Here is a 20,962-nt window from a genome sequence, read left to right on the forward strand (position 1 = left end):
CCTCGCACCAGATTCATGTCGGCTTGTGGACGCCGCTTTGACTCCGGCGCCGACACGTCTGCTCCGGCTCAGGGATGCGGGCGGAAGAGGCTGCCGCTGGCAACGCCGCGAATGGTTCCCGCCAGCGTCGCCAGCCAGACGACGAGCAGGAGACACCAGCAGGCGATGCCGATCCAGTCGACGCCCGCCAGTCCCGTGGCACCGCCGAGCCGCAGGCTGGCGGCGGCGAAGGCACCGAGTGGAAAGGTGAACCCCCACCAGGACAGCGCGAACGGCAGCAGGCCGCGACGCTGCGCGGCGGCGGTCAACAGCGTCGCCATCAGCAGCCACCAGACACCGGAGCCCCAGAAGAGCAGGCCGACGAGGAAGAGCACGCCTTGCGGCAGGGCAAACGGCAGTTGCTCGGCGAGATTGAGCAGGCTGACCGGGATGGCGCCGATCGGCGCCAGGTGGATCCAGACCGTCGGCGTCAGCATGCCGAAAGCCGGCTTGGCCAGGTACTTGCGCTGCAGGGTCAGCGCCAGCAGGGCCAGGTACAGCAGTGTCCCTGCGCCGAGGGCGACGATGTTGAGCAGCAGGGCGAGGTCGCGTGTCGCGCCCGTGAGCTGACCGACCAGCGGCGCGCCGGCGATGGGAATGACGACCAGGCCGACCGCCGGAATGAAGTTCGCCGGCGTCACGTGCTCGAGGCCGAGTTGCTCGCCGGCGAACGTCGTGTACAGCACCGCCAGGCCGAAAGCGAAGGTCAGCGCCGCTCCCGTCCACCAGAACGCGAGCGCCAGGCCGACGTGCGGGCCGAAGGCGAGGAACTGCGCGGCGATGACCAGCATGGCGATCGGCAGGGTCGGATAGAAACTGGCCTGCACCGGGTGCCGCAGCGTTGCCAGTGCGAGCTGCGGGTGCAGCAGGCAGCGCGCGAGCCAGGGAAGCAGCAGCGTTGCGAAGAGGAGCAGATTGAAGTAGTGCAGTGCCCAGGCGGGCGCCAGGAGGACCGGCCAGCGCGAGGCGACAGTCAGTGTGTCGATGCTGAGCACGCCGCTGCCCATGACGGCAGCGAACCAGCCGGGAGCGAAGTGGCGCACGACTTCGGCGACATTGATCGGTGGCGAGTGGGCGGCGGCCATGGCTCGAGTTTGCTGTGCATGAGAGAATCCTGATTATCGCTCAGGATGGGTTCGGGGGCGCGGCTGCAGCCGCGGCGTGGCGCCGGCTCTGCCGTCTTGCGGGCGCACGCGTCCGCCTGCAGCGCTTCAGCATCGCCTAAGCTTTCGCGGCCATCATTCCTTCGTTAGACTGTTGAATATCAATCCGAAAGCCGCCATGACCGTTTTCCCATCGCGCCACCAGATCGACCGTTTCTTCCTGCTCAGCTGGTTGTGGGTCGTGCTGCACGTCACCGCCTTCACCACGGCCAACGCCTACAGCACGCCCGGACTGGTTGCGTGGACGCTGGCGACGACGATCAGCTATGCCTTTCTCTACCTGTTGCCGGCAGTCGTCCCGGGCTACCTCCTGCATCACTGGTTGCGTCGGCGCCCCGCCACCGGTGGCGCACGGCTGGCGCTCGCCGGCGTCCTGATCGGCCTGACGGGCATGATCCAGGTGCTGCTGTTTGCCGACCGGGTGATCCATGACATGTACGGATTCCACATCAACGGCTTCGTCATCGACCTCGTCTTCTCGCCCGGCGGCGTCGATTCGCTCGGCGCCAGTCGCAGCACCGAGCTGACGGCGGCGCTGATCGTCCTCGCGTTGCTGGCGCTGCAGGCGGCAACCTGGTGGTGGACGACACGGCAGGCAGAGCAGGCGCCGCCGCACAGGCGCCTGCGTCGGCGCTGGGTGCTCCTGGCGATCCTCGGCTTTGCTCTCGGCGAGCGACTGGCCTACGGCTACAGTGCTGCCACCAACTATCAGCCGATCCTCTTTGCCAGCGAGCGCTATCCTTTTTATGTGCCGACGACTTTCCGCAAACTGGCGGCCCGGCTCGGCGTCCAGGTGGGCGAGGAAGCAGCCGATGGGGTGCAGCTCAGGCATGGTGGCCTGAGTTACCCGCTCGTCCCGTTGCACGTCGAAGCGCCGGTGCGGCCGCCGAACATCGTCTGGATGGTCGCCGAGTCGTTGCGCTTCGACCTGCTCGACCCGGAGATCATGCCCAATCTGTGGCGGTTCTCGACCCAGGCGCTGCGTCTCGAGCAGCACTACAGCGGCGGCAACGGCACCCAGATGGGCATCTTCTCGATGTTCTACGGACTGTACGGCAACTACTGGTTCCCGATGATCAAGGCGGCCCGCTCGCCCCTGCTGATGGACGTGCTGCAGCAGCAGAACTACCAGTTCAGCCTGCATACCAGCACCGTATTCACCTATCCGCAGTTCGACCGGACGGTCTTCCTGAAGATGGAACCGGCCGACATGCAGCCGATTTCTGACGGCGCACCGCCCTGGGATCGGGACCGCATGAACATCGACCGCCTGCTCGGCTTCCTCGATCGCCGTGATCCGGGCAGGCCGTTCATGGCCTACATGTTCTTCGAGGGGACGCACGCCAACTACAACTTCCCGTCCGACTGTGTCATCGCCGAGCCCTACCTTGACGACTTCAACTATCTGTCGGCCGACTTCAAGCAGCAGATGAGCCTGATCAAGAACCGCTACCTCAATGCCGCGCATCATGTCGACCGCCAGATCGGCAGGGTCACCGCCTACCTCGCCGAGAAAGGACTGCTCGACAACACGATCGTCATCGTCCTCGGCGACCACGGCGAGGAGTTCATGGAGCGCAGTGAGCGCTGGGGGCACGCCGCCGAGTTCAACCGCTACCAGACGGGCACGGTGGCCGTGATCCGCATCCCGGGAGCGGAACCACGGGTGATCAGCGGCATCACGAGCCACCTCGACATCCCGGCGACGGTGATGCCGCTGCTCGGCGTGCGCAATCCTGCGCAGGAGTACTCGCAGGGGCAGAACCTGCTGGCGCCCGACTTCCGGCGCGACTACGCCGTTGCCGCCGACTGGCATCGCGTTGCCTACATCGGCGAGAAGTACAAGGTGGCCTTCCCGACCAACGCCAGGGGGGCGGTCCGCATGGAGGTTCTCGATGCCGACGACCGGCCGGTGGTCGATCGCGAACAGGCGAAGGCCGAGATCCGGCAGGAGACGGTCGAGATGATGAACAACCTGACCCGCTTCAGCCGGCCGCAGGGCTGAACGGCAGGCGGCGAATGGCGATCCACCGCGAGACCCGAGCCATCGGGCTGCCGGTGGGCAGGCTGTTCGACGTCGTCGCCGATGTCGAGAGTTATCCGGACTTCGTGCCGCTGATCCGTGCCGCGCGCGTGCTGTGGCGCGACGCAACGGCCTACGAGACCGAACAGACGCTGGCCGTCGGCTTGTTGCAGCATCGTTTCCGGACGCGGACCGAGCTGTCACGGCCGCAGGCGATCAGCATCGTTTCGCAGGATCGCTCGTTCTGCCGCTTCGACATCCGCTGGAACTTCGCGCCGCTGGCAGATGATCGCTGCCAGGTGGACTTTGCCCTCGACTGCGAGTTGCGCTCGCTGTTCCTGATGCCGGTGCTGCAGGTGCTGATCCTGCCGATGGCCGGCAGCATGGTGAGCGCCTTCGAGCGGCGGGCGCATCTGCTGGCGGCGCACGCGGCGCGTCCCGTCTCGCCGTCTCCCGGCAGCCTGCCGGCAGACGACCGGCGACAGGAGTGAACGGCAGGCAGCACGGGCAGCATGCAGCTTGTCGAGATCTTGAGCCCGCGGGCGGGTAAAATGCCGCTCTTGTCGAAACGGGGGTTGCCACGTGAGCCAGGAGTCCAGCAGCAGGGCGGCGAGTTCGTCCGCACTCGTCAGTACCAACTTCATCCGCAACATCATCGAGGCCGACCTCGCCGCCGGCACGCACGCACAGCGTCGCTGGTCGGGCCGGCCCGGTCCGGGAGCACAGCAGCTTGCCGGGCCGCTCGATCCGGCGCGCATCCGCACGCGTTTCCCACCCGAGCCGAACGGTTACCTGCACTTCGGCCACGCCAAGTCGATCTGTCTCAACTTCGGGCTGGCGCAGGATTACGGCGGCCGCTGCCACCTGCGCTTCGACGACACCAATCCGGAAAAGGAGGAGCAGGAGTACGTCGATTCGATCATCGAATCGGTCCGCTGGCTCGGTTTCTCCTGGGAGGCCGGCGCGGACGGGGCGACGCAGGCGGAATGCAACCTCTACTACGCCTCGGATTACTTCGACTGGATGATCGCCTTCGCCGAGTACCTGATCGACAGCGGGCACGCCTATGTCGACAGCCAGAGCGCGGACGAGATGCGCGCCAGCCGCGGCACGCTGACCGAGCCCGGCACGGACTCGCCGTATCGCGAGCGCAGCGTCGCCGAGAACAGGGATCTGTTCTGGCGCATGCAGCAGGGCGAGTTTCCCGATGGCGCGCATGTCCTGCGGGCGCGCATCGACATGGGCTCGGCGAACATCAACCTGCGCGATCCGGCGATCTATCGCATTCGCCATGCCAGTCACCACAACACCGGCGACCGCTGGTGCGTCTATCCGATGTACACCTACGCGCATCCGATCGAGGATGCGCTCGAGAACATCACCCATTCGATCTGCACGCTCGAGTTTGCCGACCAGCGGCCGTTCTACGACTGGCTGCTCGAGCGTCTCGCCGAAGGCGGCCTGCTGCAGCGTCCGCTGCCGCAGCAGATCGAGTTCTCGCGCCTCAACCTGAGTTATATCGTCCTCTCCAAACGCAAGCTGATCCAGCTCGTCGACGAGGGGCACGTGGCGGGCTGGGATGATCCGCGCCTGCCGACGCTCGTCGGCGCGCGCCGGCGCGGCTACCCCGCCGAGGGATTCCGCCGTTTCGCCGAACGGGTCGGTGCCTCGCGCTCGGATTCTCTGATCGAGTACTCGCAACTCGAGGACACGATGCGCGAGGTGCTCAACGAGTCGGCCGAGCGGCGCATGGCGGTGCTCGATCCGTTGCGCCTGATCATCGACAACTATCCGGAGGGCGAGAGCGAGGAGTGCCTGGCGGCGAATCACCCGCAGCAGCCGGAGCGGGGCAAGCGCGTTCTGCCTTTCGGCCGCGAGCTGTGGATCGAGCGCGACGATTTCATGCTGCAGCCGAGCAAGGGCTACCATCGCCTCCATCCGGGCAGTCTGGTGCGCCTGCGCAATGCCTATGTCGTGCGCTGCACGGGTTGCGAGCACGACGCGAGCGGTGCCGTCAGCGCGGTGCATTGCGAGTACCTGCCGGATTCCCGTAGCGGCACTGCCGGTGCCGACAACTACAAGGTGAAGGGAAATCTGCACTGGGTGTCGATCGCCGCCGCCTGCCGCGCCGAGGTGCGGCTCTACGACCGGCTGTTCGCGGTTGCCGCTCCCGGTGCACGGCGCGAGGGCGACCCCGAGGGGGTCGAGCGCGACTTCCGCGACGACATCAATCCGGCCAGCATGCGCGTCATCGAGGCATGGCTAGAGCCCTCGCTGCGCGACACCTGCGCCGAGGAGTGCTTCCAGTTCGAGCGGCACGGCTACTTCGTCGCCGACCGGGTCGACTCGCGGCCGGGGGCCCTGGTCTTCAACCGCACGGTGACGCTGCGCGATTCGTGGGCGGCGCAGGCAGGGCCGCGTCGCTGATCGGGTGGCGCGCCGCGCTCACTCCGCCCGCAGCAACTCGAGCACCTTCTCCGGCGGGCGGCCGACGACGGCCCGCTCACCGCGGACGACGATCGGTCGCTCGATCAGGATCGGGTGGGCGACCAGCGCGTCCAGCCACTCGTCCTCGCCCAAGGTCCGACCGGCGTAGATCTGCCGGAAGACGGCTTCGCCACGGCGGACCAGGTCCGCTGCCGGCATGCCGAGCTGGCGCAGCAGCAGGCGCAGTTCGTCGCGGCTCGGCGGCGTCTCCAGGTAGTCGATGATCTCGACGGGAACGCCGCTTTGCGCGACCAACTGGCAGGCGGCGCGGCTCTTTGAGCAGCGCCGGTTGTGATAGATGCGCACGGGGGTCTGGCTCATTCGCTGGCTCCTCGGGAGGGTGGTTCGAGAGGGGGGGGCGCCGGCGCGGGTTGCGCCCGCTAACGCCATAGACTCAACGGTGGGTCGGTGATGACTGCGCGCAGCACGTCGCTGCGCGAGACGAAACCGACCAGTGCGTCGCTTTCATTGACGATCGGCACGCCATCGACTCCGTGTTCGAGCATGACCTGAGCGATGCGCCGAATGTCGGTCACCGGATCGGCGCTGACGACCGGAGTGGTCATCACGTCGCCGACCTGACGCGCCAGGATGTCTCGCGGGCCGTCCGCATCGAGGTTGAGCGTGGTCAGCAGATCACGTTCGCTGACGATGCCGACCAGTCGGTGGCCGGGATCGAGCACCGGCGCCTGGTGGATGCGCCGTGCGAGCAGCAGGCGCCAGGCGCGCTCGACGGGATCCTCGCTGAACAGCGAAACGACCGGCCGCTGCATGATCTGGTAGGCGTGGTAGAGCGGGCCGCGATCGCCATCGACGCGCAGCATCTGGCGGTAGGCGCTGATCGCCTGCGCGCTCGGCCTGCCGGGTGCGGCGCGCGGTTCTTCGCCGGCGACCGGCTGCACCGGGCGACTGCGCCTGACCGCAGCCACCTCGCCGAGTGTCTCGAAGGTGCCGCGGAAGATCGGGCCGCTCAGGCCATAGACCGCAAACACCTTGCCGTCATCTCCGGGGTGAGGGAAAAAACACGGGGCGCGGCCGCCGGGCTTGGCGGCAGCCGCAGCGCAGCAGGCAACCTGCTGCTCGTGGCCCCGTCCCGGCTCCTGCGGTCCTCCACCCTTGGTCCCTCCTCTGGTGAAAAAGCGTCGAAGACCAGCCGAGAAAATGGCCGGCCGCGCTTGCGCGGCCGGCCGAGCTGCCTGCACGGTGGTGCGGCAGTACTCCGGATCTTGTTGTTTCCTGATCAAAAAGCACGAACCGTACCAGAAAGTGAAGTGTCCTGATTTAGCGCGAAACGGCGCTTTGGTGCCGGGCCTTGGTACAGCCAAGTGTAAAGGATTTCGACAGCGCGCGGTCGCCCCGCCGCGGGCGGATCACTCGCTGCGCAGCGCATCGACGGCATTCAGCCGGGCAGCCCGCCGTGCCGGCAGAACCCCTGCCAGTAATCCGATGACGATGGTCAGTGCTTCGGCCAGGACAACGAAGCTGAACGGGGTGTGTACCGGCAGCGCGGGCAGCAGCAGGTGGAGGAGTTGCGCGAGGCCGATGCCGAGCAGCAGGCCCAGCAGTCCGCCGAACGCCGACAGGGCGACCGCCTCGCCGAGAAAGAGGCCGAGGATGCTGCGCCTTGGGGCGCCGAGAGCAACCAGCAGGCCGATTTCCCCCGTCCGCTCGGCGACGGCGATGGTCATGATCGTGGCGATGCCGACGGCGCCGACGAGCAGCGAGATGCTGCCCAGCGCACCGACGGCCATGGTCAGGACATCGAGGATGTTCGACAGCGTGCGCAGCATGTCTTCCTGCGTCGTGATGGTGAAATCCTCGCGGCCGTGGCGGGCCTTCAGCGTGGCCGTGACCAGCGCGCTGACGGCGGCGACCGGCACGCCTTCCTCGTACGACAGATCGATCTTCATGATGCCATCGCGGTTGTAGAGCTCCAGCGCACGCGCGGTCGGGATGTAGGCCGCGTCGTCGAGGTCGATGCCGAGGATCTGCCCCTTCGCCTCGAGCACGCCGATGACGCGAAACTGCATGCCGCCGACGCGCACCTTGGCACCCAGCGGATTCGCCGGCCCGAACAGTTCCTCCTTCAGCCGTGCGCCGAGGACGATGAAGGCGCGAGCGTTGTCTGCTTCGTCAGCGGGCAGGAACTGGCCGCTGCGCACTCCGATGCTGAACACCCGCAGCATCGCCGCACCGACGCCGTTGACCGTCGTTCGCCGCAGGCGGCCGTTGGCAGCGACCTCGGTGTTGCCCCAGACGGTGGCGGTCATTCCCGTCACATGCGGCAGGCGCTCGAGCGCGCGCGCGTCTTCGAGCGTCAGCGGTCGTACCGAGGTCGGAATGCCGGTCGGCGCCGGGCCGGAGGTCTTGACCCGGCCGGGTGCGACGCTGATGACGTTGGTGCCGAACTGGGTGAACTCGGCGAGGACGAAGCGATGGATCCCCTCGCCGATCGAGGTCAGCAGGATCACCGCGGCGATGCCGACGGCGATGCCGAGCAGGGTCAGGAAACTGCGCAACCGGTGGGCGCGCAGGGCGCGCACGGCGAACTGGAGCATGTCCTGGCTGCGGATCATCGCCTCCTCCCCGCTTTCCCTCTCGCTTGCCTCAGCGCCGGGCCAGCGACTGCACGGGATCGAGCAGCGCCGCGCGTCGTGCGGGCAGGACACCGAAGGCGAGGCCGGTGGCGAGCGCGGTGGCCACGCCGGCGAGCACCGCCCAATCCGGCGGCAGCGCCGGAAACGCCGGGACCAACTGGCGGATCAGCGCGGCAGCGGCGTGCCCGAGGGCGAAGCCGAGCAGGGCGCCGGCCAGCGAGAGCATCGCCGCCTCGGTGAGGAAGACGTTGCGGATCGTCTTGCGCGTCGCGCCGAGCGCCTTCAGCAGGCCGATCTCGGCCGTCCGCTGGGTCACCGAGACGAGCATCACGTTCATCACCAGGATGCCGGCGACGGCGAGGCTGATCGCCGCGATGCCGGCGACGGCGACGGTCAGCGTGCCGAGGATGCGGTCGAAGGTGGCGAGCACGGCATCCTGGGTGATGACGGTCACGTCCTGTTCGCCCTCGTGGCGCAGCCTGATGATCTCGCTCACCTGCGCCTTCGCCGGCGCGATCGCTTCGCGGCCGTTGGCCTCGACGAGGATGCGGAAGAGGGTGTTGCTGTTGAACATCGCCTGCGCCAGCGCCACCGGCACGATCACCAGTTCGTCGGTGTTCATGCCCAGCCCCTGGCCGGTCGCGGCGAGGATGCCGACGATGCGGACGCGTCGGTCGCCGACGCGGACGAGCTGGCCGAGCGCCTCCTCGCGGCCGAACAGTTCGTCGCGGATGCGCGCGCCGATGACCGCTTCCGACGCTCCGCGACGCCAGTCTCCGGACGACAGGAAGCGGCCCTGCGCGAGTGTGAGCCGGCGCACGGCGATGAACTCGGCCGTCGTCCCGGCGACCATCACCTCGCGCAGGCGGCCGCCGACGCTGATCTCCGAGGTGCCGACGGCGAGTGGCGCCACGCGGTGGACGGCGCTGGCGCGGAGCAGGGCCTGCGCGTCGTCGATCGTCAGGTCGCGCGGCGTGCTGGTGATGGCATTGCCCGGGTTGAAGCCGCCGGTCTGCGAGCGCCCGGGGAGAACGATCACCAGGTTGCTGCCGATCGCCGAGAACTGGTTGAGGACGTACCGCCGGGCGCCGTCGGCGAGCGCGGTGAGGACGACGACGGCCGCGACGCCGATCGCCATGGCGAGGATCAGCAGGCTGGTGCGCAGCGGGCTGCCGTTTGCCGCGTCACGCGCGAAACGGATCAGGTCGGCAGTCCGCATGCTTCGCCCGGCCGGTCGGCGCTGCCTGCGCGGTCGTGCTGCAGCTTGCCGTCGGCCATCAGCAGTTGCCGGCGCGCGCGCGCGCCCAGGGCGCCGTCATGGGTGACGACGATCAGGGTGACGCCAGTGCCGTTGAGCGCCTCGAGCAGGCGCATGACCTCCTCGCCGGTCGTCCGGTCGAGGTTGCCCGTCGGCTCGTCGGCGAGGACCAGAGCCGGCTGCATGATCGTCGCGCGGGCGATCGCCACCCGCTGGCGCTGCCCACCAGAAAGCTGGTCGGGCCGGTGGTCGGCGCGGTTCTCCAGCCCGTAGTCGCGCAGCGCCTGCCGCACGCGTTCGCCCCGTTGCGCCGGCGGGATGCCGGCGAGCACCATCGGCAGCGCAATGTTCTCGGCCGCCGTCAGGCGCGGGACGAGGTGGAAACTCTGGAAGACGAAGCCGATCCGCTCGCTGCGCACGCGCGCCTGCTCGTCGGCCGAGAGGGTGGTGACGTCGCGGCCGGCGAGGCGGTAGCTGCCGCTGTCGGGCCGGTCGAGCAGGCCGAGCAGGTTGAGCAGCGTCGACTTGCCCGACCCGGACGGCCCCATCACCGACACATATTCGCCGGCGGTGATGCACAGGTCGATCGACTGCAGCGCGTGCACCCGGCTGTCACCGAGATGGAAGACCCTTTCGATGGCCGACAGCTCGATCAGCGGGGCGCCCATCGCTCACTTCCCGCCCGCCGCGGCGGTGCGCTCGGCCAGGTACGCCACGCCGGCCTTGACGCCCGCCCGTTCGAGCGAGGTGACCACCCGCTCGCCTGCCTGCAGTCCTTCGCTGACCTCGGTGTATTCCCAGTTGGCGAGGCCGGTCCTGATGCGGCGCTCGGCGAGCAGCCCGTCGGCCTGTGCGACCAGCACCCGGTTGCCTTCGAGCAGCGCCGAGGTCGGGACGCGCAGGACCGCGTCGCGGACCGCCAGGATCACCTCGACGTCGGCGCTGTAGCCCACCAGCAGTCTGCCGGCAGCGGCCGGGTCGTCGAAGGTCGCCTCGATGTCGACGGTGCGCGCCTGCTTCTCGACTGCCGAAACGTAGGGCGCGACACGCCGCACCGTTCCCGGGAACGAGCGCCCGGGCAGCGCGTCCAGGCTGATCCGAACCGGCTGTCCGGCGCTGATCTTCGGCGCGTCCACCTCATCCATCGGCGCCTTGATGTAGAGGCAGGAGTCGTCGATGAGGTCGATTGCCGGCGGCGTCGGCACGCCGGGCGGCGAGGGTGTCGAATACTCGCCGACCTCGCCGACGATCTTGGCGACGGTGCCGGCGAAAGGTGCGTAGAGGACGGTCCGTCCCTGCTCGACCTGGCTCAGCCGGACCCGCGCTTCCGCCTGCCTGAGGTCGGCCCTGGCCGCCTGGCAGCCGGCCTGCCGGGCCAGGGCTTCACTGCGCGCCTTCTCCTCGCTCGCTCCGGAGACGAAACCCCGCGCCCGCAACGCGGCCTGCCGCGTCGCTTCGCGCTCGGCGTTGGCGGCGACGACGCATGCCTCTTCGACGCGCTGCCGGCTGGTCGCGACCTGGCTGAGATGCCAGGCGCTCTGCGCCTGCTGGTCGTCGTTCCAGAGCTTCATCAGCAGTTGGCCCTGGCGCACGCGGTCTCCTTCCTTCACCGCCAGGACTTCGATCCGGCCGCCGCTGATCGTCGACAGGCGGGTGCGCTGGCAGGCCTCCACCGTTCCCGCGCGCGTGTTGGAGATGGTGGACTCGACCACTCCGCGGTCGATCTCACGCAGCACGACGGCCACCGCCTGCGGCCGGCCAAGCCACCAGACACCGCCGGCGAGCAGCGCCGCGAGCAGCAGGACGATGAACAGGCGGCGAAGCATGGGTGCTGACATGCGCGCTTTCGGCAACGGGTCCGGGGCAGCGTCAGCGACGCGCATCGCGCGCCGACCCGGCTGCTGGTGTGCTGGCCGCCTGGCGCATGTCCGCCATCAGCAGTCGCCGTGGCGGTGAGCCTGCCATGGGCGCAGCCGGAAGGTCACCGGCGCGGTCTTTCCGCTGTTCATCGCTGGCCCGGCCAGACTCCTGCGCGGCCCTCAGCGGATGGCGCCGGGCGACGGCGCGACGCTCAATTCTCGCAGTCGGGCCTGTTTGGCCTGCAGCGCCTTGTTGCCCGGGTCGAGCCGCAGCGCTTCATCGTAGGACTGGCTGGCCTGCCGCAGCAGGACGTCACCAAGGTTCTCGCGCGCCAGCGCGTAGCCGGGATGCGTCCGGATCGCCATCTCCAGCAGCATGCGCGCGCGCTCGAACTGCTGTTGCCGGGCGTGGAGGACGGCCAGGTTGTTGTAGGGCTCGGGCAATTCGGGGTAGTCGTCGCTGATCTGCGTGAACACGGTGATGGCATCGTCCGGACGATTCATCTCCATCAGGATCAGTCCCTTGAGGAAGCGTCCCTGCAGTTCTCGCGGCTTGCCCGCGACGTGGGCGTCGACCTTCGCCAGCGCCTGTTCGGCCTGGCCCTGCTGCAACAGACGCCGGGCTTCGGCCAACTCGTCGGCGACGGCGCTCGGCAGGCTGAAGGCGAAGAGCAGGACGAGGAGCACTGCCGGCAGGATCGCCGGCAAGAGCCTTGGCAAGATCGGGTGCATAGGGGATGTCTTCCTGGCCAGGCAGCGGATGGCTGTCGCGCGAGCGTCGGATTCTAGCAAGAAGTCGCCATCAACCAAAATCGCAGCATGTCGGGGCATCTCGGCACGGCACCTTGGCGGGCCTCGGGCACTTGCCCGGGTGCTCGGGAAAACGGCGAATCCGCGACCAATGCTCCGGGGCTGCCGACGGCTCGCAAGCAGCGGTTCGATGCTGCGAATGAAATTGCAGTTCGCGAAACGATGTGTTACAAGATCGCTTTGTCGCCACGATACCAGCCGCTTTTTGCCAGCCATGGTTTTCTCGTTCTTCAAGAAGCAGCCGGAGAGGAAGATGGGCGTCCGGCCGGCCGCCACTCCGCGCACCAGCGAGGAGCGCGGCCGTGTTGGCGATGGTCCGTCGGAGGACAGGCTGCGGCATGCGCCGACAGCTCCGGTGGGTTTGAACCGGGCGGAGTTGCCATTTGCGACACCGGTTGCCAAGAGCGATGCGCCGCCACTCGACCTGAGCGAGTTCGTGTTCAGCGTGATGGAGCCCAACTTCCAGCCGGAGGTCGACCTGGACCCGGTCGACGCCGAAGCGGAAGAAGCCGCGATGCTCTACGCAAATGGGCAGGATGCCGCCGTGCGCTCACGACTCGAAAACGCCACGCGCCATTATCGCAGTGGCGCCGGCGAGCGCCTTTGGCTGATGCTTTTCGACCTCTTCCGCGTTGGCGGCGACAAGGGCCCGTTCGAGGCACTCGGCATCGAGTACGCACAGGTCTTCGAGAAGTCGCCGCCGGGCTGGCAGGAGACCGTTCGCGCCGCGCCGGTCTTGATCAAGGCGGGTACCATCCTGTTCAAGGGTGAATTGACCGGCGAAAACGAGGCTGGATTCGCCGCCGTGCGGCAGGCGCTTGCGAACAACCAGCATCTGCGTCTCGATCTGGGGAAGGTCCGTCGGCTGGACGACGCGGGTTGCGAGCGCCTTCTCGGACTGCTGCAACAGGCGCACAAGAGCCAGCGCGAGGTCGAGCTGCTCAACCGTGACCACGTCGCTGGCCTGCTGGACAGTCGCGTCGTGCCCGGTCAACAGAGCGACCGGGCTTGCTGGCTGCTGAAGCTCGAGTTCTGCCAGTTGTATGATCACATCGACGCCTTCGAGGATCTGGCCATCCAGTACGCGGTGAACTTCGAGATTTCGCCGCCTTCCTGGGAACCACAACGCGTTGCGGCGAGCGGCCCGGGACCTCTCGTCCTGGCGGCAGCCGACGACTTGATGGCCGAGGCTTACGTCATCAAGGGCGAGGTCAAGTCGTCGCGCTTCGGCGACCTGCTGGCTTACTCGGCGGCGAACGATCCGGTGTTGATCGACTGTTCTCGGGTGACGCGAATGGATTTTCTCAGCGCCGGCGCCCTGCTCAACGTGTTGACGACGATCAAGGGAAGCGGCCGGCAGATCGTCTTTCGCCACCCGAATCACCTGGTGGCCGAGTTGTTCCGTGTCGTCGGCCTCAGGGCCGTGGCGGAGGTCGTCCTCGCACGGAACTAGAATCTCCCGGAGGAGAGCAGCAGATGGACCAGTACCACGGCACGACGATCCTGTCGGTGCGCCGCGGCGAGAGTGTGGCCATGGGCGGTGACGGGCAGGTGACGCTCGGCAACATCGTCGTCAAGGCGAGCGCGCGCAAGGTTCGCCGCATTCATCAGGGGAAGATCCTGGCGGGCTTTGCCGGCGGAACGGCCGACGCCTTCACCCTTTTCGAACGATTCGAGGCGAAGCTGGACAAGCATCAGGGCAACCTGCTGCGTGCAGCGGTGGAACTCGCGAAGGACTGGCGGAGCGACCGGGCGCTGCGCCGGCTGGATGCGATGCTGGCGGTGGCGAGCCGCGAGGCATCGCTGATCATCACCGGCAACGGCGATGTTCTGGAGCCGGAGTACGGTATCGTCGCGATTGGTTCGGGTGGCGCATTCGCCCATTCGGCGGCGAGGGCGCTGGTGGAGAACAGCTCCCTCACGGCGACGGAAGTGGTGCGCAAGTCGCTGCAGATCGCCGGCGATCTGTGCATCTACACCAATCAGAACTTCACCATCGAAGTGCTGGAGTGAGCATGTCGTCGATGACGCCGCAGGAAATCGTTCACGAGCTCGACAAGCACATCGTCGGCCAGGGGAAGGCGAAGAAGGCGGTGGCCATCGCCCTGCGCAACCGCTGGCGGCGAGCGCAGGTGGCGGAACCGCTGCGGCAGGAAATCACGCCGAAGAACATCCTGATGATCGGTCCGACCGGCGTCGGCAAGACCGAGATCGCTCGCCGTCTCGCACGGCTGGCGAACGCGCCGTTCATCAAGATCGAGGCGACCAAGTTCACTGAAGTCGGCTACGTTGGTCGCGATGTCGAAACGATCATCCGTGACCTCGTCGAGATCGCCGTCAAGAGCGGTCGCGAAAGGGCGATGAAGGGTGTCAGGCTGCGTGCCGAGGATGCTGCCGAGGAGCGCCTGCTCGACGCTTTGCTGCCGCCGGCACGCGCCGGTTTCTACAACGACGGGCAGGCAGGCGGCGAGGAAGGGGCCACGCGCCAGAAGTTCCGCAAGAAGCTGCGTGAGGGCGAACTCGACGAGAAGGAGGTCGAGGTCGATGTCGCTGCGCCATCGATGCAGGCGGAGATCTTCGCTCCTCCCGGAATGGAGGAGCTGACGGCGCAGATTCAGGGCATGTTCCAGAACATCGGCGGTGGCCGGAGGAAGTCGCGCAAGCTCAAGATTTGCGAGGCACGCCGGCTGCTGATCGACGAGGAAGCGGCCAAGCTGGTCAATGACGAGGAAGTCAAGCTCGACGCGGTGCGCAACGTCGAGCAGAACGGCATCGTCTTTCTCGACGAGATAGACAAGATCGCTTCGCGCAGCGATACGCACGGCGTGGACGTTTCGCGCCAGGGCGTGCAGCGTGACCTGTTGCCGCTGGTTGAAGGGACGACGGTATCGACCAAGTACGGGATGATCCGCACCGACCACATCCTGTTCATTGCCAGCGGCGCTTTCCACCTTGCCAAGCCGTCGGATCTGATCCCCGAACTGCAGGGCAGGTTGCCGATCAGGGTCGAACTGGAGTCGCTGTCGGTGGCCGACTTCGAGTGCATCCTGACGCAGACGGATGCCTGCCTGACCAAGCAGTACGAGGCGCTCCTGGCGACCGAAGGGGTGGCGCTCGAGTTTTCCGCTGCAGGCATCAGGCGTCTGGCCGAGATCGCCTGGTCGGTCAACGAGCGGACGGAGAACATCGGCGCTCGCCGCCTGTACACGGTGATGGAGCGCCTGCTCGAGGAGATTTCATTCACCGCCGGCAAGGGAGCAGGCGAGCGCCTCACGATCGACGCCGCCTACGTCGACCATCGCCTGGTCGAACTCGCACAGAACGAGGACCTGTCCCGCTACGTCCTCTGAGCAGGCTGGCAACCCGGTACCGCGTCTGCGAACTACTTGACCACCACCACCGGCAGGTCGGTGAGATGGATGACGCGTTGCGTCACCGATCCGAGCAGCAGGCCGGACACGGTTCCGAGGCCGCGCGCTCCCATGATGATCAGGCTGCAGTCGTTCTCGCGCGCGAAATCGACGATCGTCGGCGCGATCTCACCAACCATGACGTGCTCGCCGTGGCCGATTCCGGCCGCGTGGAGCCGCGCGCGGGCAGCGGCCAGAGCGGCGTCACCCGTTTCGCGATGATAATCATGGACGACGTCCGTGCTGACGAAGCGGCTGATATCCGAAGGCAGCGGGTGCTGCACGTTCAGCAGCAGGACTTCCGGTTCCAGTGGCGTCGCGAGCGCTTCGGCGATGACATGATCGACTGCCCGCAACGCGGGCAGCGATCCATCCACCGGCAGCAACCATCTCGGGTTCATTGTGGATCTCCTGGTTGCGGGACTTGCGACCTGCCGGCAGCCGGCGACACGTTGTTGGCGCGGGCGGCCTGGCGCGCAGCCTGCCACTTGCCGACCGCGACCACCAGCAGTGCGCCGAAGCCGGCTGCGATGTAGTGACTGTGCGGGACGATCTCCCGCCACGCGGTGGGCAGGGCCGGGTCGGTCAGCAGCATGCCGCCGCCGATCCAGCCGAGCAGGGCACCGCCGGCAGTGATGACGATGGGAAAGCGATCCATGAGCGCGAGCACCAGTTTGCTGCCCCAGACGACGATCGGGATCGATACCGCGATGCCGAAGACGACGAGGATGATCGATCCGTGTGCTGCGCCGGCGACGGCGATGACGTTGTCCACGCTCATGACGGCGTCGGCGACGATGATCGTCCTGATCGCTCCGAGCAGCGTGCTGCTGCCCTGCACGTTGCCGTGTGCTTCCTCATGCTCGGGCAGGATCAGCTTGATGCCGATCCAGAACAGCAGCACGCCGCCGACCATCTTCAGGTACGGGACGGCGAGCAGCTGCAGCGCGAAATAGATCAGGATGACGCGCAGGGCAATGGCGCCGAACACGCCCCAGAAGATCCCCTTGTTGCGTTGCGTCTCCGGCAACCGGCGGCAGGCGAGCGCGATGACCACCGCGTTGTCGCCGCCGAGCAGGATGTCGATGGCGATGATCTGCAGGACGGAAATCCAGAAAGCGGGCGATGCGAGATCGGGCATGGAGAAGCTTTCCCTCAGAGCAGCTCGAGCGGCGGCGAGCCACCGGCGTAGCTGGAAGCGCTGCCCTGGACTGCTGTCTGGCCCAGTTTGGCAAGCACCTTGTTGGCCTCCCGCAGGCGTCCGACCAGTTTGACGAGCAGCACCCTGTTGAAGCGCTCGCGCACTTCGTCCGAACTCAGGCCCAGGGCCGAGCTGTTGACTTCCAGGAAGCGGGTCGCTTCGAGGGTGACCACCGTTGCCTGGCGACGGTCGTCGGTCGGGTGCAGGAAAGCCATCTCGCCGACGACCTCGCCCGGTCCGAGGCGGCAGATCACCCGACCGTTGGCGGAAACCTCGACGAAACCGTCTACGATGACGCCGAACTTGCGATGGCTGTCGCCTTCGCGAATCAGGGTCACCTTTTCCGAAAGCTCACGCCAGACGCTGATGCGCAGCACCTCCCACAACTCGATGTCTTCGAACTCGGCGAAGAAATCGACCTTCCGCAGGCGCTCGAAGTGCGCCAGGTCCTGCTGCGTCTGATCCTCTTCCTGCATCTGGTAACGCACCGCCGACAGATCCTTGGCGAACTCGGCGCCGTTTCGATAGCGGCTGTAGAGGTCCTTCTCGAGTGCCTTGCGAATGATCGGATCGAGGCCCGGCGGCAGGTTCGGGTTCAGCGCACAGACCGACGGGGCGTCCATGTTGACGATCTTGTACACCAGTGTCGCCGGGTTGTTGGCGCGAAAGGGCAGGCGCCCCGTCAGCAGCTGGAAGAGCAGGACACCGAGCGAGTAGAGGTCGGTCTTGTGGTTGAGCGGGTAGTTCTTGACCTGCTCCGGCGACATGTAGGCTGGCGAGCCGACGCCCATGACGAAGGTCGAGTCGCGTCCCATGTCCTTCAAAAGATTGAGGCCGAGGCCGAAATCGGTGATCTTCGGATTGTCGTTGGCGTCGATCAGGATGTTTGCCGGCTTGATGTCGCGATGCACCACCCCCTGGTGCAGCGCATGGTCGAGGGCGAGGCAGCACTTGAAGATGATGCCGATGACCCGGTGCATCGGCAGCAGTCTGTTGATCTTGCAGAACTGGTCCAGCGCGACCCCGTTGACGTATTCCATCACCAGATAGGCCTGATCGGGCTCGATCACCGCATCGAAGATCTTGACGATGTTCGCATGATTGAGCCGGCGACCGATCGAATCCTCGGTCTGGAACAGCTTGCGCAGACGCCTCGACATGGCCGCATTGTCTTCATCGAAGCGGATCAGCTTGATGGCGACCTCGCGGTCGAGACGAGGATCGCGCGCCAGGTAGACGACGGCAGTCGCTCCCTTGCCCAGGGAGCGAATGACTTCGTATCTTCCGATTTTCTGCAGCATGCGGAGCCCGATTCCTGCTACGACCGACAAAGGAGGAATGCTAGCAGCAGAAGCTGTTCGTGCAGCAAAAAAATGCGGGCCGATTGCGCTTGGTCACCGGAGTGCGTCGTCACGGGGCTTGAAATCCTGCGACGCCCCCCCAAATAACGATTCGTTTTTCCGGAGACCACCATCCATGCAAAGCAACGATTCAGCACCTCAGGAAGCAACAGTTGTTGCCGCAGCGGACTCTGCGGCGGAGCCGCCCGCCAGCGGCGAGACGTCCATCGCCGAGCAGCCGCTGGCTGATGAAAGTGGCGCCACGCTGCAGGAGGAACTGCAGCAGGCGCGCCTGAAGGCCGATGAATACCAGGATCTGTGGCTGCGCGCCAAGGCAGAAACCGAGAACGTTCGCCGGCGGGCGCAGGAGGACATCGCCAAGGCGGCGAAGTTCGCGGTCGATCGATTCGCGCGCGAGTTGTTGCCGGTGAAGGACAGCCTCGAGGCGGCTCTGGCGACTGAAGCAGCGACCGTCGAGAGCCTGCGCGCAGGCAGTGAGCTGACCTTGAAACAACTCGTCGCGGCATTCGAGAAATCAGCGCTGACCGAGATCAACCCCGTCGGCGAGAAGTTCGACCCGAACCGGCATCAGGCCATCAGTGTCGTCGAGTCCGCTCAGGAAGCCAACACGGTCGTCACCGTTCTGCAGAAGGGATACCTGCTCGCCGAGCGCGTGCTGCGACCGGCGCTGGTCATCGTCGCCAAGGCGGCGTCTTGAAATACGCTGGCTGACCCCCACTTGAGGGATCATTCGGGGCATTTCGTCTGCGGGCGACGGTGCAATCAGGCAACACGAGCATATTGAAAGGATTCGAGAATGGGAAAAATCATCGGCATCGATCTCGGGACGACCAACTCCTGCGTCGCCGTGATGGAGAACGGCAAGCCGAAGGTGATCGAAAACTCCGAAGGCGCGCGCACGACACCGTCGATCGTCGCCTACGCCGAGGACGACGAGGTGCTTTGCGGCGCTCCGGCGAAGCGGCAGGCGGTAACCAACCCGAAGAACACGCTCTATGCGATCAAGCGGCTGATCGGCCGGCGCTTCGAGGAAAAGGAGGTGCAGAAGGACATCTCGCTGATGCCGTTCCGCATTCTCAAGGCCGACAACGGCGATGCCTGGGTGGAGGTGCGCGGCAAGAAGATCGCCCCGCCGCAGGTATCCGCCGAGGTCCTGCGCAAGATGAAGAAGACCGCCGAGGATTACCTCGGCGAGGAAGTCAGCGAGGCGGTGATCACCGTTCCCGCGTACTTCAACGACAGCCAGCGGCAGGCGACCAAGGATGCCGGCCGGATTGCCGGTCTGGAAGTGAAGCGGATCATCAACGAGCCGACGGCTGCTGCCCTGGCTTTCGGTCTGGACAAGAAGCAGGGCGACAAGAAGATCGCCGTGTACGATCTCGGCGGCGGCACCTTCGATATCTCGATCATCGAGATTGCCGAGGTCGAGGGCGAGCACCAGTTCGAAGTGCTGTCGACCAACGGCGATACCTTCCTCGGTGGCGAGGATTTCGACCAGCGGCTGATCGACTACATCATCGAGGAGTTCAAGAAAGAGGCGGGCGTCAACCTGAAAGCGGACGTGCTGGCGCTGCAGCGCCTCAAGGATGCTGCGGAAAAGGCCAAGATCGAGTTGTCGTCCGGCCAGCAGACCGAAATCAACCTGCCGTACATCACTGCCGATGCCTCCGGGCCGAAACACCTGACGCAGAAGATCACGCGCGCCAAGTTCGAGTCGCTGGTCGATGATCTGGTCGAGCGAACCATCGAACCCTGCCGCATCGCACTGAAGGACGCCGGCTGCCGCATTGGCGACATCAACGACGTCATCCTGGTCGGCGGCCAGACGCGGATGCCGAAGGTGCAGGAGAAGGTCAAGGAGTTCTTCGGCCGCGAGCCACGGCGCGACGTCAATGCCGACGAGGCCGTTGCCGTCGGTGCGGCGATCCAGGGCGGTGTCCTGCAGGGTGAGGTCAAGGACGTGCTGCTGCTCGACGTGACGCCGCTGTCGCTCGGCATCGAGACGCTCGGTGGCGTGATGACCAAGCTGATCAAGAAGAACACGACGATTCCGACCAAGGCGACGCAGGTCTTCTCGACCGCCGACGACAACCAGTCGGCAGTCACCATCCACGTGCTGCAGGGTGAGCGCGAGATGGCCGGTGGCAACAAGAGCCTCGGCCAGTTCAACCTGTCGGACATTCCGCCGGCGCCGCGCGGCATGCCGCAGATCGAGGTCACCTTCGACATCGACGCCAACGGCATCCTGCACGTTTCGGCGAAGGACAAGGCGACCGGCAAGGAGAACAAGATCAAGATTCAGGCTTCGTCCGGCCTCAGCGAGGAGGAAGTGCAGCGCATGGTGCGCGACGCCGAGGTGCACGCCGAAGAAGACCGCAAGGCGCATGAGATGGCGGAGGCGCGCAACCAGTGCGATGCCATGATCCATACCGTCAGGAAGTCGCTTGCCGAGTATGGCAAGGAACTCGACGGCGGCGAGAAGGACGCCATCGAGAAGGCGATGAAGGAGGCCGAAGAGGCGATCCGCGGTAACGACATCGATGCCATCAGGGCGAAGAACGAGGCTCTGGCGACGGCAGCGCAGAAGCTCGGCGAGAAGATGTACGCCAAGCAGCAGGAGCATCCGCCGGGTGGCGGCGCGGCCGGCGGCGCCGGCGGTTCGACGGGGGAGGCGAGAAAGGATGACAGCGATGTCGTCGACGCCGAGTTCACCGAAGTCAAGGACAAGAAGTAGGCTGTTGTCTGTCGGGGGGG

At 66.4% G+C, this 20,962-nt stretch carries 19 protein-coding genes; 8 read left to right on the plus strand and 11 right to left on the minus strand.

What is annotated here, in order from left to right:
* Window positions 1-68 precede the first annotated feature (68 nt).
* Window positions 69-1,124, minus strand: coding sequence for a C4-dicarboxylate ABC transporter (locus NFW30_RS05490; protein WP_295352148.1), 1,056 nt, complete (start codon window positions 1,122-1,124; stop codon window positions 69-71).
* Window positions 1,125-1,320: 196 nt separating this feature from the next.
* On the opposite strand from NFW30_RS05490, the gene NFW30_RS05495 reads away from it, so the two are divergent.
* The 3 genes from NFW30_RS05495 to NFW30_RS05505 all read left to right on the plus strand — a co-directional run bounded on the left by NFW30_RS05495 (window position 1,321) and on the right by NFW30_RS05505 (window position 5,652).
* A complete protein-coding gene (locus NFW30_RS05495) occupies window positions 1,321-3,207 on the plus strand; it encodes a sulfatase-like hydrolase/transferase (protein WP_295352151.1) in 1,887 nt (628 codons plus the stop codon).
* Window positions 3,208-3,221: 14 nt separating this feature from the next.
* Window positions 3,222-3,716: a type II toxin-antitoxin system RatA family toxin gene (locus tag NFW30_RS05500; protein WP_295352153.1), complete on the plus strand. Its 495-nt coding sequence runs from the start codon at window positions 3,222-3,224 to the stop codon at window positions 3,714-3,716.
* 91 nt (window positions 3,717-3,807) lie between these two features.
* Window positions 3,808-5,652, plus strand: coding sequence for a glutamine--tRNA ligase/YqeY domain fusion protein (locus tag NFW30_RS05505; protein WP_295352155.1), 1,845 nt, complete (start codon window positions 3,808-3,810; stop codon window positions 5,650-5,652).
* 18 nt (window positions 5,653-5,670) lie between these two features.
* Here NFW30_RS05505 and arsC read toward each other — a convergent pair whose 3' ends face one another.
* The 7 genes from arsC to NFW30_RS05540 form a co-directional block, all read right to left on the minus strand.
* Window positions 5,671-6,033 (minus strand): arsenate reductase (glutaredoxin), encoded by a 363-nt coding sequence (gene arsC / locus NFW30_RS05510; protein ID WP_295352157.1) that lies wholly within the window; start codon window positions 6,031-6,033, stop codon window positions 5,671-5,673.
* A gap of 59 nt (window positions 6,034-6,092) precedes the next feature.
* Complete coding sequence (locus tag NFW30_RS05515; RefSeq protein ID WP_295352160.1) at window positions 6,093-6,704, minus strand: CBS domain-containing protein; 612 nt, start codon at window positions 6,702-6,704, stop codon at window positions 6,093-6,095.
* A 378-nt stretch (window positions 6,705-7,082) separates the two neighbouring features.
* Window positions 7,083-8,288, minus strand: a complete 1,206-nt coding sequence (locus NFW30_RS05520; protein WP_295352162.1) for an ABC transporter permease — start codon at window positions 8,286-8,288, stop codon at window positions 7,083-7,085.
* Between the two features lie 31 nt (window positions 8,289-8,319).
* Window positions 8,320-9,528 (minus strand): ABC transporter permease, encoded by a 1,209-nt coding sequence (locus tag NFW30_RS05525; RefSeq protein ID WP_295352165.1) that lies wholly within the window; start codon window positions 9,526-9,528, stop codon window positions 8,320-8,322.
* A complete protein-coding gene (locus NFW30_RS05530; RefSeq protein WP_295352168.1) occupies window positions 9,510-10,235 on the minus strand; it encodes an ABC transporter ATP-binding protein in 726 nt (241 codons plus the stop codon). The genes NFW30_RS05525 and NFW30_RS05530 overlap by 19 nt, the downstream gene beginning before the upstream one ends.
* A gap of 3 nt (window positions 10,236-10,238) precedes the next feature.
* On the minus strand, window positions 10,239-11,405 hold the full coding sequence (locus NFW30_RS05535; protein ID WP_295352172.1) for an efflux RND transporter periplasmic adaptor subunit: 1,167 nt from the start codon (window positions 11,403-11,405) through the stop codon (window positions 10,239-10,241).
* 201 nt (window positions 11,406-11,606) lie between these two features.
* Window positions 11,607-12,158, minus strand: coding sequence for a tetratricopeptide repeat protein (locus NFW30_RS05540; RefSeq protein WP_295352175.1), 552 nt, complete (start codon window positions 12,156-12,158; stop codon window positions 11,607-11,609).
* A 331-nt stretch (window positions 12,159-12,489) separates the two neighbouring features.
* On the opposite strand from NFW30_RS05540, the gene NFW30_RS05545 reads away from it, so the two are divergent.
* Genes NFW30_RS05545 through hslU form a run of 3 tightly spaced genes read left to right on the plus strand, consistent with a single transcriptional unit; the run spans window position 12,490 to window position 15,586 of the window.
* Window positions 12,490-13,689 carry an STAS domain-containing protein gene (locus NFW30_RS05545; RefSeq protein ID WP_295352177.1) on the plus strand — a complete coding sequence of 400 codons (1,200 nt, stop codon included), beginning with the start codon at window positions 12,490-12,492 and terminating at the stop codon, window positions 13,687-13,689.
* Between the two features lie 23 nt (window positions 13,690-13,712).
* The gene (gene hslV / locus NFW30_RS05550; RefSeq protein ID WP_295352180.1) at window positions 13,713-14,249 is read left to right on the plus strand and encodes an ATP-dependent protease subunit HslV; all 537 of its coding nucleotides are present in this window, start codon (window positions 13,713-13,715) and stop codon (window positions 14,247-14,249) included.
* A 2-nt stretch (window positions 14,250-14,251) separates the two neighbouring features.
* Window positions 14,252-15,586, plus strand: coding sequence for an ATP-dependent protease ATPase subunit HslU (gene hslU / locus NFW30_RS05555; RefSeq protein WP_295352183.1), 1,335 nt, complete (start codon window positions 14,252-14,254; stop codon window positions 15,584-15,586).
* A gap of 32 nt (window positions 15,587-15,618) precedes the next feature.
* Here the strand turns inward: hslU and NFW30_RS05560 are convergent, their stop codons facing one another.
* Genes NFW30_RS05560 through NFW30_RS05570 form a run of 3 tightly spaced genes read right to left on the minus strand, consistent with a single transcriptional unit; the run spans window position 15,619 to window position 18,148 of the window.
* Entirely contained in the window at window positions 15,619-16,047 is a 429-nt protein-coding gene (locus NFW30_RS05560; RefSeq protein WP_295352186.1) for a universal stress protein, read from the minus strand.
* Complete coding sequence (locus NFW30_RS05565) at window positions 16,044-16,787, minus strand: TerC family protein (RefSeq protein ID WP_295352189.1); 744 nt, start codon at window positions 16,785-16,787, stop codon at window positions 16,044-16,046. Before NFW30_RS05565 ends, NFW30_RS05560 begins: the two co-directional genes overlap by 4 nt.
* A 14-nt stretch (window positions 16,788-16,801) precedes the next feature.
* Window positions 16,802-18,148, minus strand: coding sequence for a serine/threonine-protein kinase (locus NFW30_RS05570; RefSeq protein ID WP_295352191.1), 1,347 nt, complete (start codon window positions 18,146-18,148; stop codon window positions 16,802-16,804).
* A gap of 37 nt (window positions 18,149-18,185) precedes the next feature.
* Between NFW30_RS05570 and grpE the strand changes: the two genes are divergently transcribed.
* Window positions 18,186-18,905 carry a nucleotide exchange factor GrpE gene (gene grpE / locus NFW30_RS05575; protein ID WP_363322070.1) on the plus strand — a complete coding sequence of 240 codons (720 nt, stop codon included), beginning with the start codon at window positions 18,186-18,188 and terminating at the stop codon, window positions 18,903-18,905.
* A gap of 99 nt (window positions 18,906-19,004) precedes the next feature.
* The gene (dnaK, locus tag NFW30_RS05580) at window positions 19,005-20,942 is read left to right on the plus strand and encodes a molecular chaperone DnaK (RefSeq protein ID WP_295352194.1); all 1,938 of its coding nucleotides are present in this window, start codon (window positions 19,005-19,007) and stop codon (window positions 20,940-20,942) included.
* Window positions 20,943-20,962 lie beyond the last annotated feature (20 nt).

It is taken from the genome of Accumulibacter sp. (assembly GCF_023806635.1).
In the GTDB taxonomy this organism is placed as follows: domain Bacteria; phylum Pseudomonadota; class Gammaproteobacteria; order Burkholderiales; family Rhodocyclaceae; genus Accumulibacter.